Here is a 14,918-nt window from a genome sequence, read left to right as displayed (position 1 = left end):
TCACCTAAGTAGTTTAGCCTAAGACAAGGCGGAAAACCGACTTATCCCTTTGAGTTCTTAAACTTTCTGCAAGTGTAGGAGTGCTAGCAAGGCAATGAGTTTATTTATGCCAAGGAGCATACGTGTTTTGTATGTGACTTAGGCTAAATAAACTCATTAACGCAGCTAAAGCGAACTACACGAAGCAGATTACATTTGCTCCATTACTTCGATACCTAAAAGATCCAATCCTGACTTCAGCGTCTTCGCTACCAAATTACACAGTACTAAACGGCTGTCACGAACGCTTGGCTCTACGCCTTCTTTTAGAACTGGGCATGCTTCGTAGAACGTCATGTATAGGCTTGCTAGTTCGTATAGGTATCCACATAATACGTGCGGTGTTGCTTCGCTGATCATTAGATCAAGTACTTCTTCTAACTGTAGAAGTTTAAGTGCCAGCGCTTTTTCTTGTGGCTCGTTGATTGTAACGTCTGCTGTTAATGAGGCAGCATCGATACCTGATTTACGGAAAATACTGCGAACACGCGTGTATGCATATTGTAAGTAAGGGGCTGTAGCACCTTCAAAGCTCAGCATAGTGTCCCAGTTGAAGATATAGTCGCTAGTACGGTGCTTAGACAGATCCGCATATTTCACTGCACCAATACCCACTTTACGGGCAATTTCGCTACGCTCTTCGTCGCTTAAATCTGACTCACGCTCAGCAAGTTTAGCTGCTGCACGAGTGATTGACTCTTCCAGTAAGTCTGCAAGTTTAACAGTACCGCCTGTACGTGTTTTGAATGGCTTGCCGTCTTCACCCATCATGGTGCCGAATGGGCAGAATTCATAACTTGTTTCATCACGTAATAAACCCGCTTTACGTGCTGTTAGCTCAACTTGATTGAAGTGTAAGCTTTGACGTGCATCTACAAAGATTAAGATACGATCAGCACCGAGTTTATTTGAGCGGTAATCACATGCAGCTAAGTCGGTTGTTGCATATAAGAAGCCACCACCTGATTTCTGTACGATAAATACTGAAGGCTCACCGTCTTTGTTAGCAAGCTCATCTAAGAACACCACTTGTGCACCATCAGATTCAACAGCAATGTTTTTGTCTTTTAATAGCGCGATGATGTTTGCAAGTTCGCTGTTGTAAGCACTTTCTGCCATGATGTCATCTTGCGTAAGCGTTACGTTTAGGCGTTTGTAAACTTCTTCAGAGTGCTTTACAGAAGTGGCAATGAATAACTTCCAAAGTTTTTCACAGTGTGCATCGCCGCTTTGCAATTTAACCACGTAGTTACGCGCTTTATCGGCAAAGCCTTCTTCATCATCAAAGCGTTTTTTCGCATCACGATAGAAGGTTTCTAAATCCGCAAGTGCAACAGATTCTAAATCAACACCTTGGTTAATTTGATCTTCTAAGTGCGCGATTAACATACCAAACTGAGTACCCCAGTCACCCATGTGGTTTTGACGAACAACTTCATCACCACGGAACTCAAGGGCACGAACAACCGCATCGCCAATGATAGTTGAACGTAAGTGACCTACGTGCATTTCTTTAGCAAGGTTAGGTGATGAATAATCAACAACTACTTTTTGTGCTGTTGCATGTGGCGCAACAGCCAGCTTTTCGTCTTCGTTTGCTGCTTTTAAGCTAGCTGATAAAAACTCAGGCTTTAAGTGAATGTTGATAAAACCAGGGCCTGCAATTTCTGTTTTTTCTGCGATATCAGCAAGATCTAGGTTATCGATAATTTTTTGTGCTAGTTCACGCGGGTTTGATTTTAATTTTTTAGCCGCGCCCATTGCGCCATTGATTTGGTAATCACCAAACTGCGGGCGTGTACTTTGTGTAACCGCTGGATTTGTGTCTTCTGGTAATCCAGCTGCAACCATAGCTGCAATTGCTTTTTCGATTAAAAGAGTACGAATATTCATTGTAATTTTTACCTTTATGGCCCGCAGTACGGGCACTTAAATTTGATGCAAGCTTAGTGTATTAGTTTTCGCGTGTATGATTAAACTTGATGTCTGGATAGCGTTCCATCGATAAGTTCAAGTTAACACGGCTTGGTGCGATATAAGTAAGATTATCGCCGCCATCTAATGCTAAATTGCTCTCGCACTTACGCTTAAATTCTTCAAACTTTTTAACATCGTCAGAGCTTACCCAACGGGCAGTGTTTACGCTGACACCTTCGTAAATGGCGTCAACGTTGTACTCTGCTTTCAAGCGCGCAACAACCACATCAAACTGTAGTACACCGACCGCGCCAACGATAAGGTCGTTGTTAATAAGTGGTCTAAATACTTGCACAGCACCTTCTTCAGATAGCTGAACTAAGCCTTTTAATAATTGCTTTTGCTTAAGTGGATCTTTTAAGCGAATACGACGGAATAATTCTGGTGCGAAGTTAGGAATACCACCAAACTTCATTTTCTCACCTTGTGTGAAGGTGTCACCAATTTGAATCGTGCCGTGGTTGTGTAAACCTATGATGTCACCGGCGTAAGCATCTTGCGCTCGCTCACGGTCACCGGCCATAAAGGTTACCGCATCAGAGATACTCACTTGTTTACCAATACGCACGTGGCTCATCTTCATACCTTGGCTATATTTGCCTGATACAATTCGCATAAAGGCAATACGGTCACGGTGTTTAGGATCCATGTTCGCTTGGATTTTAAATACGAAGCCAGAGAAGTTCTCTTCGGTTGCAACAACTTGGCGGTCTTCTGTTTCGCGTGGTAGTGGTGCAGGCGCCCACTCTGTTAAGCCATCAAGTACATGGTCAACACCAAAGTTACCTAATGCCGTACCAAAATACACAGGTGATAGTTCGCCCGCTAAAAACAGATCTAAATCAAATTCGTGTGATGCACCGACAACTAGCTCAAGCTCTTCACGAAGCTGCTCTGCAAGTTCACTACCAATAGCTTGGTCAAGCTCTGGGTTATCGAGTCCTTTGATTGTTCGAACTTCTTGAATAGTGTGGCCTTGGCCTGTGCTATACAAAATCGTTTCTTCACGGTGAATGTGATACACACCTTTAAACTCTTTACCGCAACCAATCGGCCATGTGATAGGTGCACAGGCGATATTAAGCTCGGTTTCAACTTCGTCTAATAACTCCATTGGGTCACGAATATCACGGTCACACTTATTCATAAAGGTGACGATAGGTGTAGTACGTAAGCGTGTTACTTCCATTAATTTACGAGTACGATCCTCAACACCTTTCGCAGCGTCGATTACCATTAGACACGAGTCAACCGCTGTCAATGTACGGTAGGTATCTTCAGAGAAGTCTTCGTGTCCTGGAGTATCAAGTAAGTTAACCAGACGCTCATTGTAAGGAAATTGCATAACTGACGTAGTAACCGAGATACCACGTTCTTTTTCCATTTCCATCCAGTCTGATTTTGCGTGCTGGTTTGAGCCACGACCTTTTACGGTACCCGCTTTTTGAATCGCTTGTCCGAATAACAGAACTTTTTCTGTAATGGTGGTTTTACCCGCATCCGGGTGCGAGATGATAGCAAAGGTCCTTCGCTTATTGATTTCATTGAGAAAATCTTGGTTTGCCATGTATAAATTCTTTTAGTTTGTACACGGATTTGTACACACTTTTGGAAGTACTCTCTTTTCAGTTCTTCGCTTGTCAAATCCGTCGTGTTAATCGTAATTGGCCGCTATTTTCGCTGATCTTGACTTTATAAACAATCAATGGTTATCTAATCGGTTACCATTTACTCTCAGCGTGCGCCAATGCTCAGTTGTAGCTGTTTGCAATCGTTGCTTCTTCAGCTCATGAACAACTGTGGCTAAACCACAAATTCCTTCGCTACCAAAAATCGATGATAGCTTGTCGTACTACACCAATGATGGTGCAGTTGCCGTTGATCGGTATTGCAGGGTATTGCGGGTTCAAAGGTTTTAGATACTTCTGTTCACCATCAATAACCAACTGCTTAAAGGTTGCTTCTTTCGAATCATCCAAACGCGCAACAACCAATGAACCTGAAGAGTAAGGTAACTCAGGATCAACAACGATCACTGCTCCCTCAGGTATGGATTTTTTTCCGCTTGGATTTTCCATACTGTCGCCTTTTACGCGAAGTGCGAAACAACCCTCATGTGCTTTCCCAGTGACTTCACGCCACTCCTCAGCATCTTCATGGGCAAATCCCTCCGCTATTTCAGTCCAATCACCGGCCTGAACCCAGTTAATGAGAGGAATTCTTCCCTTAATATCAGGCCCGACTTCTACATTACCGACCCCCAAGCCAATCTCGCCATCACCTGTGGCGAGCCAATGAGCATTCACGCGAAGCGCCTCCGCGATCTGCATGGTGTAACGAGACCTAGCCGATTTACCAGAGCAAATCTGGCTGATCGACTGCTGTTTAATACCAATGCGACGAGCCAACTCAGACTGAGTAACCCCAGTAAGCTGCAAGGCATGGTTTAGTCGTTCGGATAAAGTTTTCATAAGCCCGTATTCTACAAATAAAACTGTAGCCTTTCAACAATTTTAACTGTTGACTTATCTACAGTTTAAACTGTAACATTCAATCTTGTAACAGTTTTTATTGTAACAGGAGACGGTATGGAAGTGTTCAACACGACACAAAAACATCTCCGCCGTGCCATTGACTTGGTCGGCGGGCAATCAGCATTAGCACGAGCCATCAACTCAAAGCAGCAAAACGTCTGGTTTTGGTTGAATAAATCAGGGCGTGTTCCCGCTGAATTCGTTTTACCCATCGAACAAGCTACGCAAGGACAGGTAACCCGATCCCAGTTAAGACCGGACATCTATCCCGAATGCCCAAGCGAGCTGAAAGCCAGTAACCAGTAGGATTAAGGGCAAGTAATGGTCAGCATTTTACGTAAACACAGAAGCGAGTACCTCCATGCGTGATTATGGCAAGGTCTATACCCGCTTTTGGCTAAAGCAAAATGTTTTGTCCTGGAGTGACTCAGCGAAGTTGCTAGGACTGTATTTGCTTACATGCCCACACTGTAATTTGCTTGGCTGCTTTCGATTGCCGATTGGTTACGTTGCTTCTGACTTGAACTGGGATGAGCAACAAGTTGCTAAGGCTTTAAGTGAGTTAGAACAAGATAAGTTCCTGATTCGTTGCGAGGAATCCGGTTGGACTTTGATTCGGAGCTTTCTGAAGCACAATCCAATCGAAAACCCAAACCAAGGTAAGGCTGCCTTTCGGTTGCTTAAAGATGTACCTGCCGACTTCGTTGGTATGGCATCGCTTTTGAAGTCACTTGCCGCTTTCCAAGCTCGGCTTCCAGAAGAATTTTCATCATTGTTTATGCCTGATGGCAACCCGGTAAGGGACTCTCAACGGTCGGATGACTCTGAGAGAAGCAATAAATCAACAGTTAAAACTGTTGCCCACATACAGTTTGAAGACTTCTGGGATGTACAAATACGCAAAGAAAAGAAAGCGAAAGCTAAAGAAGAATGGCTACGCATGGGCCTCAATGAAGACCATGAACTCGCCTTGGAAGTGCTAACACGCTGGAAAGAGCAACGAGACAACCGATTACAGTATCAAGATCGGACTAAGACCCCTATGCCACATAACTGGCTTTTAAACCGGCAATGGGAAGACGAGTACGTTCGCATTGATGAAGTACAGCAATCATCGACGAGCCTAAAGGGCAGCAATCACCAATTGAATATTGAAGAAAGCAATCGTCGCATCGCTGAAAGCTGGGCCGGACCAGGTATTCGGGAGGTTCGTTCAAGTGCAGGAGGTTGATAAACGCGAGTTTGCTGAAGTTTGGGGAGCAGCTTGGGCCATGTATGGCAAAAGCGTATCACCGCAATTGCTATCCATCGCATTTGAAGCCCTTCGTGCTTATAGCATTGAAGAAGTGAGAATCGGTCTGACTCGGCATATTCAATCACCGGATACTGGGCAATTTTTTCCAAAGCCCGCTGACGTCATCAAGCATATCGACGGCAACTCGGGTTCAAGAGCCATGGTTGCTTGGAACAAAGTTGACAAGGCTGTTCGTCAGGTTGGCGCTTGGACATCCGTGATGTTTGACGATGCGCTTATCCACCGCGTGATTTCAGATATGGGTGGATGGGTTGAACTCTGCAAGGTTGATGACAGGGAATACCCCTTTAAGCAAAAAGAGTTTTTAACACGCTACCAGGCTTACTTGCTGCGGGACGAAGTGGGTGAATACCCAAGGCTATTACAGGGTATTGCCGACCATCAGAACCAGCAAAAAGGATTTGATATGCAAGCGCCGGTTGCCGTGGGCGACTGGTCAAAAGCGGCACAAGTTTATACGAGAGGCATCGCTGACTTTAGCGCAGTGCCTTTAAAAAGAATAAGCCCGAAAGCCATTCAGGCGCTTCTCGGAAATCAATTAGAGGACAAAAATGAAAACGATTAAAGCAAAAACCATTGCCCTAGTGATAGCCATGTCCGCAAGCACTTCAGTCTATGCGTTTCCGGGCTATCAGTGGGAAAAAGCAGCACAAAGTGTTGGTATTGATCCAGTCATGCTCTACGCCGTTGCCTTGGCTGAGTCGGCCGCACATCGAGGTCTTAACATGACCAGTCCATGGCCATACGCAATTCGCAATGGTTCAAACGCAACCTACGCCAAATCTAAGACAGAAGCGGAGCAACTGTTAAACCAGGCACTTCAAGAAAGTGAAAAATACCAGCTCGATATTGGCCTTATGCAAATCAATTTGCATTGGCATGGGCATCGAGTGAGCTCAGCAGCCGAACTGCTAGACCCCATCACCAACCTTACTGTCGGCTCCAGTATTTTGGCCGAAGCAATCAAGTCTTCACCAAACGATTTAGAGCTTGGCATAGGCCGCTATCACAGTTGGAACGAAGATCGTGCACGCTGGTATGGGCAAAGAGTGCTTTCTATCTATCGCAATATTTTACATGAACTGGAGGTCCGTCAATGACAACCAATCAACAAGACTTCTATCAATTAAATTTGGCGTACCTACACGCAGCACGTGAATTAGCGCGAATTGATCCGCAAGAGGCGGTCTTGCGCTTTGGACTTACACGCGACGTGGTGGATGCACTGATTAATGCCGGTGTTGACGACCTGCAACGAGTGGCGACCTCATCATTCATGCTGTTTCAACCAAGGGGTAACCAAAGCCAACTGATTGAGATGGTGAAGAGCAAAGGCACAGGTATCCCAAGAATCGCTTATTTATTATCAACCCTAAACAACAAGGGGGATGCATGATTGATAACCTGTCCAAAAGTGAGTTGTTTACCCGAGCCTCGCTGCTTATTAAATACGGATTTCGAACGACCATTATCGCGCTCGATACAGGTTTGCCAATCCACATTATCAGAAGGCTGCACAAAGAAGTGACTGGCAAGTCACCTTGTCCTGGTCAATTGCCAGAATCTGATGCCATCGTTAAAAGCAGAAGAGCATTAGTTGAAGGCTCCCTGCTTATGGCGCTTTATGTCAATATTGGTGGTGATAATGTCTACAAGCAATTAAATATCGATGCTTTGATGAAGGCTTACGATGCGTATTTGGTTGCAAGAAAAGAAGCAGATCTTCCAGCTGAGATCCCCTGGAAAAAACTGACCATCAATGAAGGTTGGGTTCTAGCTCGTGATTTAAGATCACAGCTAGCATCCTTACACCGGTGTCGATGCGGCAGTCTGTATTTGACGGTATCTCAACAGCGCATTCAGCTTAAATGTCCTGTGTGCGAGATTATGGCCGAGCAAACCACTAGAGCACTTTTTGAGAACTAAAATGCTGATGCATGATTTGATTGTGCACCGCCCGTGCACTTTGAGAGTACTAAGATGATAAAATTACTTAAATCTTTACCAGCACGCTGCTGGTTTATATCACTGGGGCTTTTTCTGGCGACTTTGGCTGCGGCTCATTTTTTTCCCTCAGAAATATTAACGGCATCTGCCAAGTTAGCGGCTCTGCCATTTCTGTTCTGCACCGTCGTTTTTTTCAGCTACTTGGGATTCAAAGCGACCTGTAATCCCATCGGACTTATAGCCATCATCACTCTGCTTGTAGCAATCGCATATTGGCAAGCGAGTTGGACAATTGTTGGATTGGGACTCTTTTTCTTAGCTATTTGTACTGGAATTAGATTCTTGAGCAGCCAAGTTAAAGATTCGGGTAGAACTTTAAGCATTGAAGAAAAATGGTATTGGTATAAGCTCCATTCGTTTTTTGATGGCTTTTATCCAAGGTATCCCAAAAAGCCAAAAAAATAGCCAGCCCACCACAAGCTGGCTACCTTCTATTTTCAGTTCCTTCCTGATGCTTGGTTATAGGCCCTAATATCGATCAAGTTGTTCTGAGCATAATCTCCCGCAAGCGATGCATTTGAGATCACCGCTATCTGCTTATCCACAAATGCTTTATCTTCTTCAGACACACTGTCAGGGATGTAAGCGCCACTCTCATCCTTTTGACGATACTCATTTAGCATTTGCTCCCTTAGACCTAGCATTTCAGGCGACCAACTCGATGAGTCTTCAGAGTTGAATACGCGCCCCGCCAAACCTTCATTGAAAGCTTGAGCGAACACTTGGCTTTGAATCGGGGTCAATCCCATTCTCTGCCCTTCGCTGTATGCTTCCTTTTTAAAATCATCAGCATACTGCTCTAGGAACTCACCATATCGATTGTTAACTGCTGCACCGAATGCCCCCGCCAACATGGCTTCAGACTTAGTGCCCCAGTTTACTTCGGAAGCATACTGCGAACTCGATCCACTGTATGCATCATTAAACGCCGTCAATGGGTTTTCCAAAGAGGTTCCTGCATCAACGGCGGCTTTTAAGCCATCCCAGGTTGATTTGCTGGCCACCGTAGCGTTGTGCAAGAAACCTCGTGAGCCAGGATCTTCAAGCGCTTGTTCTTTGTAACTCTCATAGTCTTCGCCAAAGTAATTCAAGGTATGCAGTGCTGCATCAGTATGCTTGCCACTGAAATCACCAATTGCACTGGCGCTGTTGAAGAACATTTCAGCACCAGAAACTCCGCTATCATCAGCCATAATGCGTGATCGCCACTGAGATCCAGCTTCACTGTTTAGTCCAGATTGATAGGTACTTGTGTCAGTAGCTACGGCCTGCTGAGCTTGCTGCTGATGCGCATTCAACTGTCCATCTATACCAGACAGATTGGTTTGGTAAGCCGATTGAGCTGCGTTGAACTGAGTTTGAACTGTTGCTGCATCCTCGTAGCCGCCCAATACACCCGATTCAACTTGGCTTTGAGTACCACCAAAAGTAGGTGCAGTTGATGACAAGCCTTCATTTGAGCGCGGCTGAATTGATCGTAAATCGGCTCCGGTAGCCATGGCCATAACAGTCATTGCTGCTTGATAATCATTGTCCCGTTCAGCGGGCGTTGAAGAATTGCTATAGGTTAAAGACTCCATAGCTGCGGCCACATACGCCTGATTATCATCAGGTAACAAGCGCTGATACATTGGAAGGTTTTCACGTAATCGGTTACCGGCTTCAACATGCTGGTTCATATAGCGACCTAAATAATCCATGACTTCAGGATTATCCGCTGCTAATCGAGTTAACGTCGCACCATCCGTGTTCCTTTGTCCTGATAGACTGTAGCTGGCCTGATCAAGCTCACTAAAGCGGTTTGATGCCGTGATAACGTCTTGTGCTGAACTCTGAAGTGACTGATAGTCTTGATTAGACAACGACATCTCAACGCCAGAGCGTCTTGAATCTGAAAGGTCTTTAACCATCGCATCGCGAAACTCAGCACGTCGTGAATCACTCGATGCCAAGCTTTGCATCTCCCCAGTGAGCGTATTTGCGGTCGTAGACCGAGAACTGCCTTCTGACGACTCAACTTGGCCACTAAAGTTACCACCTAAATCCAACCCAGCTCGTACCCTTGATAGTTTTGGTACACGAGATGAATCTGGCTTATCCATTCCTGGCAAGTTGCCCTGTGGAGAATCATTGCCGCCCGTACCAAGAAGCCTTCCAAGAAAACCCTTATCAGCAACTTCTTTCTCACCGGGATTAGTAATAGTTCCATCGCCGCCGACCCTTAGGCCTCCCGATAACACGCCAGATACCAAGCCACGTACAGCATCTTTTTTATCGTCTCCGAAACCATACCGAGTTTGTAGGTCATCAGTAACCTGATTAACAACGGCGCTAGATGCGGAATTAGAAGAACCGATTTGACGTCCAACCGAAGAAAGGTTGTCGTAACTTAGCTTTTCACCAAAGGTTCGGCTCATGGTATTGCCAACCTGACGACTAAAGGCTTGAGTTGCCTGAGTCATGGATTCTTTTGTAGAGCCGACCATTGAACCCACTGCGTTTCCGACAGAGAAACTGCTTAGTAAGTTTGACGCACCGGTCATTGCAGAACCAGTGAGGGCTGAATTTTGGAACATTGACTGTGATTGCATCACCGGGGCATTTTTTGAGACATCTGGACTAGCCAGCTTTTCATCAATGGCATCGCCGTTTTGAAGACGTCCAGCCAAGTGGGTTGCGGTTATTGCTGAGCCATACACGAGCATGAGCGAAATTGCCGGAACACTCGACGCCAACATGCCGCCAGTAGCTATCCAGGTTTGCAGCACTGAATCCATCTGCATCATCCCGGCAAAAGATGGCACTTCTGTACCTGCAAAGGCATCAAGCGCCGACATTTTCCCTGCAACGGTTAAATGAATATACAGGTTAATGATGGCCATGACAGGCATCCAAAGTTGAATCCAAAGCAGGATTAACAAGTACTTCCCGGCCATTCGCATCCCGATTTGGCCAAGGGCAATCACAAAGGCCATCAAAGGGGTGATGGCGTAAATGAACCCCTCAAAAAACGTCATCATCGGACGAACGATACTTTGGAACAGGGTCTGCTCCGCCGCCCATTGTGTATTGCGCTGCTCAATCGCTTGGTTAACCATAACGGCTGCGGTGAAAGCTTGATCATCCATATACTTGCCCGTCACGCTTTGCTCATAAATAGGCAAAAGCACTGACGCGGTCATGTACTCTTGGGTGTTAACCGAAGCCAAACCAAGGTTATTCAGCGCATTTCGGATCACGTCATCAGTGTCAGTGGCTGATGAAGTCCCCAATGAGGCTGACAGAACCTGTTTAAGCCTCGGAATGAAGGTTGATTCTGTCATGAGTTTCAGTTGGCTATAGGCATCGGTGCAGTCCAAATCGCTACTGCTACCACTGAGCATGATGCGCGTGCCATAAATGCGCGAATCAAACCTAATCGCAGTCATCGGGTTAGGATCACTCAGCACCTGATCGAGGTTCTTTTGGCCAATGTCGATACCAATCAAGGTGCACTCTTTAATGTAGTTAAACCATGATTGCTCGATATCCGAGCCGCCGACACGATTTGCATCACCCAACCCAGAGCGATCCATCACCTGTTTTCTCACTTTAATCAGTGACTGTAAACTGGATGCAAAGCCGTATTCCGTCATCGCGGGAGTTGAGAACGCCGTTTCAAACAATCGCGTGATTTGAAAGCCAACAGTTGAAATCGTACTACCTGCGGCAGCAACACCGATGGGTACATTATCAACCACTCGAACTTGCCCCGTGTACGCATCCTCAATGCTCACTCGGGTACTGGGTCCAAACATGGTTGCAAAGACTAGCCATGAGACTAAAACGTGTTGAAAGTTAATCCCACGACCACCTTGCATCAATGCCTGAACAGAGACCATCAATACCCCAATGAGCAAGCCAATACGAACCATTGAAGTAAAGTCGCCTGTACCAGTGATCATCGCGACAGCGTTCAAGACCTGCTCTAAAAAAGCCGAATCCCCGATGGAATAGATTTCCCACATTATCTATTCCCCCAGCGCCGTAGATTTAACGGTGTAATAACGCTGTTTGCGAATGGTCTGAATCACCTGATTAAAATGCGCCAGCAATTCTTGCTCTGAACCGTATCTTCGCTGTAACGCGGCGTATTCCTCATTGATTTGGCGACGTGCACGTTCAAGGTCTTCAGTTAACAACTTCGCATAGGCATGATCTTCCACACCAGAGGTGCTTCTAGCAGCATTGAGCATGTCTTCAACCAATGCTCGGGCCATCTCAACAGCAATAAATGGCGCAGCTCTTGAAGCAAACGACCTTGCAGCCCCTTCATTTAATGCAGAAAGTGTTCGAATCATGCCCCCAATGCTCGCAGGAGCCGAGGTCATAAAAGCCTTTTCGGTGGTGCTAGCAGCTCCTGTATTTCGAGCAAACTTAAAAATAATGCCGTTACTAGAACCTGTACCAAGAAGTAAATTTTCTACCTGGGTTGATAACCCGGTTAGGGTCACGTTAGTGATTGTCGGATTCAGACAGCCGTCTTGTGTCACTGTGTCACATAGGTACATAGCGACGTTACCGCCATGAATTAGATGCTCAATAGTCACTTTATTGCCATTCAGTCTGGTCAGTTTTGGGGCTTTACCTTGGCCATCAGCGGCATTAGCCAAATCACCAACAATGATCGAACCCGTCACTGACATAACCGCTTCAAGAAAACGGTCATCCCCCGATGCAAACCAGCTTGATGCCGAATGACGTTTCAGTGCTCGCCAGACCAAGTTGCCTTTAATCGTTTTGTTCACATCAGATGCCGCGACACTCGAAGCGTTCTCATATGGGTTCTTACCATTGGACTCACTCCAACTGGTAAAAACGTCTCCAGCCCCTTTAAGTGAGCTCAACATGCTGGCTTCTGTTTGCCCCTTTTTACCAAAAGCAGCTAGGGTATCGTTCACGACTCCCTGAGCCATTTGACAGGAATTGCCAAAATACTCGTTCAACTGCTGGATTTTCTTTTGCAGTGTCTCCATGTGCTGGGAGCATTTCTCACACATAGCACTGAGCGCCAATTGGAATGCGTATCCCTTGGCATTTGCCGCTACAGAGCGAAGTAATTGAACAAACTGATCTGCATTAACAAATGACAAACTTCCAGCGAACATATCAATGCCGCCACAACCGGCTTGGAATGACGGTGGCACCATAGAGACGAGGTTCTCGTTCATGATCCTGTTACGGACAACAACGCTTCCACCAGATATAACCCCACGCCGCTGACTTTCAAATACACCAGGCGCAGTGCTGTTGGTCATTGAACCAAACAACTGGTTCATCTCCTGTTGCAAACTTGCTTGGGTCATAGACGAAAAACCAATCGCACAGGCGATTAGCGATACTTGAAATACTTTTTTCATCGTTATAACCCTCCTTGTGCACGCAGATAGCGAACAAGGAACTCAGGGTCCTGTAATATCTTTTCGTTAAGCTCTTGGGCTGACATCGCGAGTGAAACGCCGGGCTGAACAGGTCTGGTGGCATAGTAAGTTTGATCGTCAATCCAACCGGCTTGATGGGCTGCAAGAATGATTCGATTATTGAGCTCATCAAGGCTCATTGCGCCCTGGCCAATCGGAGTGATGACATTAGGCGGCTCTACTAAGAAGACCGCTGGAACAGTCGTAACGGACAACGATCGTGCTTGTCCTGAATCGACTTTGTAGTTTGGAAACTCTCCACCCGGTAAAGGCAAGCCATCGACAGCAATAGCAAACACCTCGAAACCGTAGTTCAAAGCCATGGATTCGATGATAGGCGCTTGAGCATGGCAGTAAGGGCAATCCGAACGATAGAAGAAGAACAAGCCAGCCCGTTTTGCTACTTCACCTAAAGCAATATCTCGTTGAGCGCCAGCCTCTCGATCCATCCGATTGGCAGCATAGGTAGCCAAGGGTCTGCGACTGATTTCATCCAAGACAGGATCGCCCATGACCACCTGCTGACTAACATCAGCAAACTGTGAGCCCTTATCCATCATGACGCGCTGGAGATACAGGTAGGCTCTTACGTTCTCATTCGTCGGCTCATCAATTGCCTTGTCCATGAACGACTGCATGTGCTCACGAAACCAAGCAGCACTGAAGGGCTTTAGCTCGTCCTGACTGGACTCAACGGAACCAAGTTCCGGCATTATAAGCTCTTCAGCTTCCGTTGGTTCAGGAATGACCTGATACCAAAACCAGCCTTCCTGACCACGCTGATAGAATGGACCATCATTGGCATGGGCGGGCAAGATGAATAGAAAGAAAATAATGATTGGGATGGTCACCCACAGGATAAACCAAGGTAACAAAGGGGTTCTCATTGTCAGCTCCAGAAAATTTCATAGAGCTAACATGCTAAAGATCCCCGTTAGAGCGATTGGACAGATAGATGAAGGAATTGTGTGTGTTTCTGACTAGCTGTTATGACTAGTAGCAACAACTAGCGTTAACGAGCCAAATTTATACTTGGACCGCTTTGAGCGAAAAGAGGAAATGTCATCCGTTCTAAAATGTTCTTGCTAATGTCCGCTTTGTTTTCGCTGTGAACATGATGCTTAAAAGAAAAACCTCAAGAGCTCAGGATTTCAATAAAAATGTGAAAATTTATCGGGCTAACCTGTCAGATCATCAGTATCCAACCAATTGCATTGGTTCATTCAAATATACTTTGGCCATATAGTTTTCCAGTTGCTCGTTCAATTGAGATACTTGTGAGGCCTTTTCACGTTTTAGAAAAATAACAAGGTTGGTAATACTTTGAAAAGTTGGCTTCTAAGACAAACGATATCAGTTGACAAGAATCACCGTCATTTATATGATTGACCACTCACTAAAGTAAGTGGTACTTTTATGTCTAATTTAGGTCGTCCAGTGAATTATGCAGCTCGAGAGGATAAAATCGAGGCTATTCTTGATGGTGCTGTGCAATGCTTTGTTAAAAAAGGCTTTCATGGCGCTGGCATGGCGGAGATTTCTCGTGTTGCAAAAGTCAGCCAGGCAAGTCTCTATCAATACTTCGCC

The 14,918-nt window shown here is 45.7% G+C and carries 14 protein-coding genes; 8 read left to right on the top strand and 6 right to left on the bottom strand.

Annotation, left to right across the window (positions count from 1 at the left end; genetic code table 11):
- Positions 1–189: 189 nt before the first annotated feature.
- From argS to NH454_RS09030, 3 genes are all read right to left on the bottom strand, one after another.
- Complete coding sequence (gene argS, locus NH454_RS09040; protein WP_199526274.1) at positions 190–1,932, bottom strand: arginine--tRNA ligase; 1,743 nt, start codon at positions 1,930–1,932, stop codon at positions 190–192.
- A 61-nt stretch (positions 1,933–1,993) separates the two neighbouring features.
- Positions 1,994–3,583, bottom strand: a complete 1,590-nt coding sequence (prfC, locus tag NH454_RS09035; RefSeq protein ID WP_135925889.1) for a peptide chain release factor 3 — start codon at positions 3,581–3,583, stop codon at positions 1,994–1,996.
- Between the two features lie 256 nt (positions 3,584–3,839).
- Complete coding sequence (locus NH454_RS09030) at positions 3,840–4,487, bottom strand: LexA family transcriptional regulator (RefSeq protein WP_000854920.1); 648 nt, start codon at positions 4,485–4,487, stop codon at positions 3,840–3,842.
- Between the two features lie 117 nt (positions 4,488–4,604).
- On the opposite strand from NH454_RS09030, the gene NH454_RS09025 reads away from it, so the two are divergent.
- From NH454_RS09025 to eexS, 7 genes are read left to right on the top strand one after another with little or no spacing between them, the layout of a single operon-like run.
- A complete protein-coding gene (locus tag NH454_RS09025) occupies positions 4,605–4,856 on the top strand; it encodes a helix-turn-helix domain-containing protein (RefSeq protein ID WP_000451746.1) in 252 nt (83 codons plus the stop codon).
- Between the two features lie 55 nt (positions 4,857–4,911).
- Positions 4,912–5,781: a hypothetical protein gene (locus NH454_RS09020; RefSeq protein ID WP_052921238.1), complete on the top strand. Its 870-nt coding sequence runs from the start codon at positions 4,912–4,914 to the stop codon at positions 5,779–5,781.
- The gene (locus NH454_RS09015; protein WP_007105460.1) at positions 5,768–6,430 is read left to right on the top strand and encodes a DUF6475 domain-containing protein; all 663 of its coding nucleotides are present in this window, start codon (positions 5,768–5,770) and stop codon (positions 6,428–6,430) included. Before NH454_RS09020 ends, NH454_RS09015 begins: the two co-directional genes overlap by 14 nt.
- A complete protein-coding gene (locus NH454_RS09010; protein ID WP_065274785.1) occupies positions 6,417–6,965 on the top strand; it encodes a lytic transglycosylase domain-containing protein in 549 nt (182 codons plus the stop codon). Before NH454_RS09015 ends, NH454_RS09010 begins: the two co-directional genes overlap by 14 nt.
- Positions 6,962–7,261 carry a flagellar transcriptional regulator FlhD gene (locus NH454_RS09005; RefSeq protein WP_000210563.1) on the top strand — a complete coding sequence of 100 codons (300 nt, stop codon included), beginning with the start codon at positions 6,962–6,964 and terminating at the stop codon, positions 7,259–7,261. The genes NH454_RS09010 and NH454_RS09005 overlap by 4 nt, the downstream gene beginning before the upstream one ends.
- Complete coding sequence (locus NH454_RS09000) at positions 7,258–7,791, top strand: FlhC family transcriptional regulator (protein ID WP_000566755.1); 534 nt, start codon at positions 7,258–7,260, stop codon at positions 7,789–7,791. Before NH454_RS09005 ends, NH454_RS09000 begins: the two co-directional genes overlap by 4 nt.
- Before the next feature lie 54 nt (positions 7,792–7,845).
- Positions 7,846–8,277 (top strand): entry exclusion protein EexS, encoded by a 432-nt coding sequence (eexS, locus tag NH454_RS08995; RefSeq protein WP_253038817.1) that lies wholly within the window; start codon positions 7,846–7,848, stop codon positions 8,275–8,277.
- 32 nt (positions 8,278–8,309) lie between these two features.
- On the opposite strand, the gene NH454_RS08990 is transcribed toward eexS, so the two are convergent.
- Genes NH454_RS08990 through NH454_RS08980 form a run of 3 tightly spaced genes read right to left on the bottom strand, consistent with a single transcriptional unit; the run spans position 8,310 to position 14,218 of the window.
- Positions 8,310–11,879, bottom strand: a complete 3,570-nt coding sequence (locus NH454_RS08990; protein WP_253038816.1) for a conjugal transfer protein TraG N-terminal domain-containing protein — start codon at positions 11,877–11,879, stop codon at positions 8,310–8,312.
- 3 nt (positions 11,880–11,882) lie between these two features.
- A complete protein-coding gene (locus NH454_RS08985; RefSeq protein ID WP_028867971.1) occupies positions 11,883–13,271 on the bottom strand; it encodes a conjugal transfer protein TraH in 1,389 nt (462 codons plus the stop codon).
- 2 nt (positions 13,272–13,273) lie between these two features.
- The gene (locus NH454_RS08980; protein WP_037071061.1) at positions 13,274–14,218 is read right to left on the bottom strand and encodes a thioredoxin family protein; all 945 of its coding nucleotides are present in this window, start codon (positions 14,216–14,218) and stop codon (positions 13,274–13,276) included.
- Positions 14,219–14,747: 529 nt separating this feature from the next.
- On the opposite strand from NH454_RS08980, the gene NH454_RS22350 reads away from it, so the two are divergent.
- Positions 14,748–14,918 (top strand): helix-turn-helix domain-containing protein (locus tag NH454_RS22350; RefSeq protein ID WP_290442563.1); only part of this gene is annotated, 171 nt, incomplete at its 3' end.

The organism is Pseudoalteromonas sp. Ps84H-4, from assembly GCF_024124645.1.
GTDB lineage: Bacteria > Pseudomonadota > Gammaproteobacteria > Enterobacterales > Alteromonadaceae > Pseudoalteromonas > Pseudoalteromonas lipolytica_C.
This window is presented reverse-complemented; position numbering and strand designations above follow the sequence as displayed.

Coding starts and splice junctions, on each gene's coding strand:
- argS (WP_199526274.1), bottom strand. CDS start 1,932: ATGAATATTCGTACTCTTTTAATCGAAAAAGCAATTGCAGCTATGGTT.
- NH454_RS09010 (WP_065274785.1), top strand. CDS start 6,417: ATGAAAACGATTAAAGCAAAAACCATTGCCCTAGTGATAGCCATGTCC.
- prfC (WP_135925889.1), bottom strand. CDS start 3,583: ATGGCAAACCAAGATTTTCTCAATGAAATCAATAAGCGAAGGACCTTT.
- NH454_RS09030 (WP_000854920.1), bottom strand. CDS start 4,487: ATGAAAACTTTATCCGAACGACTAAACCATGCCTTGCAGCTTACTGGG.
- NH454_RS09000 (WP_000566755.1), top strand. CDS start 7,258: ATGATTGATAACCTGTCCAAAAGTGAGTTGTTTACCCGAGCCTCGCTG.
- NH454_RS09005 (WP_000210563.1), top strand. CDS start 6,962: ATGACAACCAATCAACAAGACTTCTATCAATTAAATTTGGCGTACCTA.
- NH454_RS08985 (WP_028867971.1), bottom strand. CDS start 13,271: ATGAAAAAAGTATTTCAAGTATCGCTAATCGCCTGTGCGATTGGTTTT.
- eexS (WP_253038817.1), top strand. CDS start 7,846: ATGATAAAATTACTTAAATCTTTACCAGCACGCTGCTGGTTTATATCA.
- NH454_RS09025 (WP_000451746.1), top strand. CDS start 4,605: ATGGAAGTGTTCAACACGACACAAAAACATCTCCGCCGTGCCATTGAC.
- NH454_RS09020 (WP_052921238.1), top strand. CDS start 4,912: ATGCGTGATTATGGCAAGGTCTATACCCGCTTTTGGCTAAAGCAAAAT.
- NH454_RS08990 (WP_253038816.1), bottom strand. CDS start 11,879: ATGTGGGAAATCTATTCCATCGGGGATTCGGCTTTTTTAGAGCAGGTC.
- NH454_RS08980 (WP_037071061.1), bottom strand. CDS start 14,218: ATGAGAACCCCTTTGTTACCTTGGTTTATCCTGTGGGTGACCATCCCA.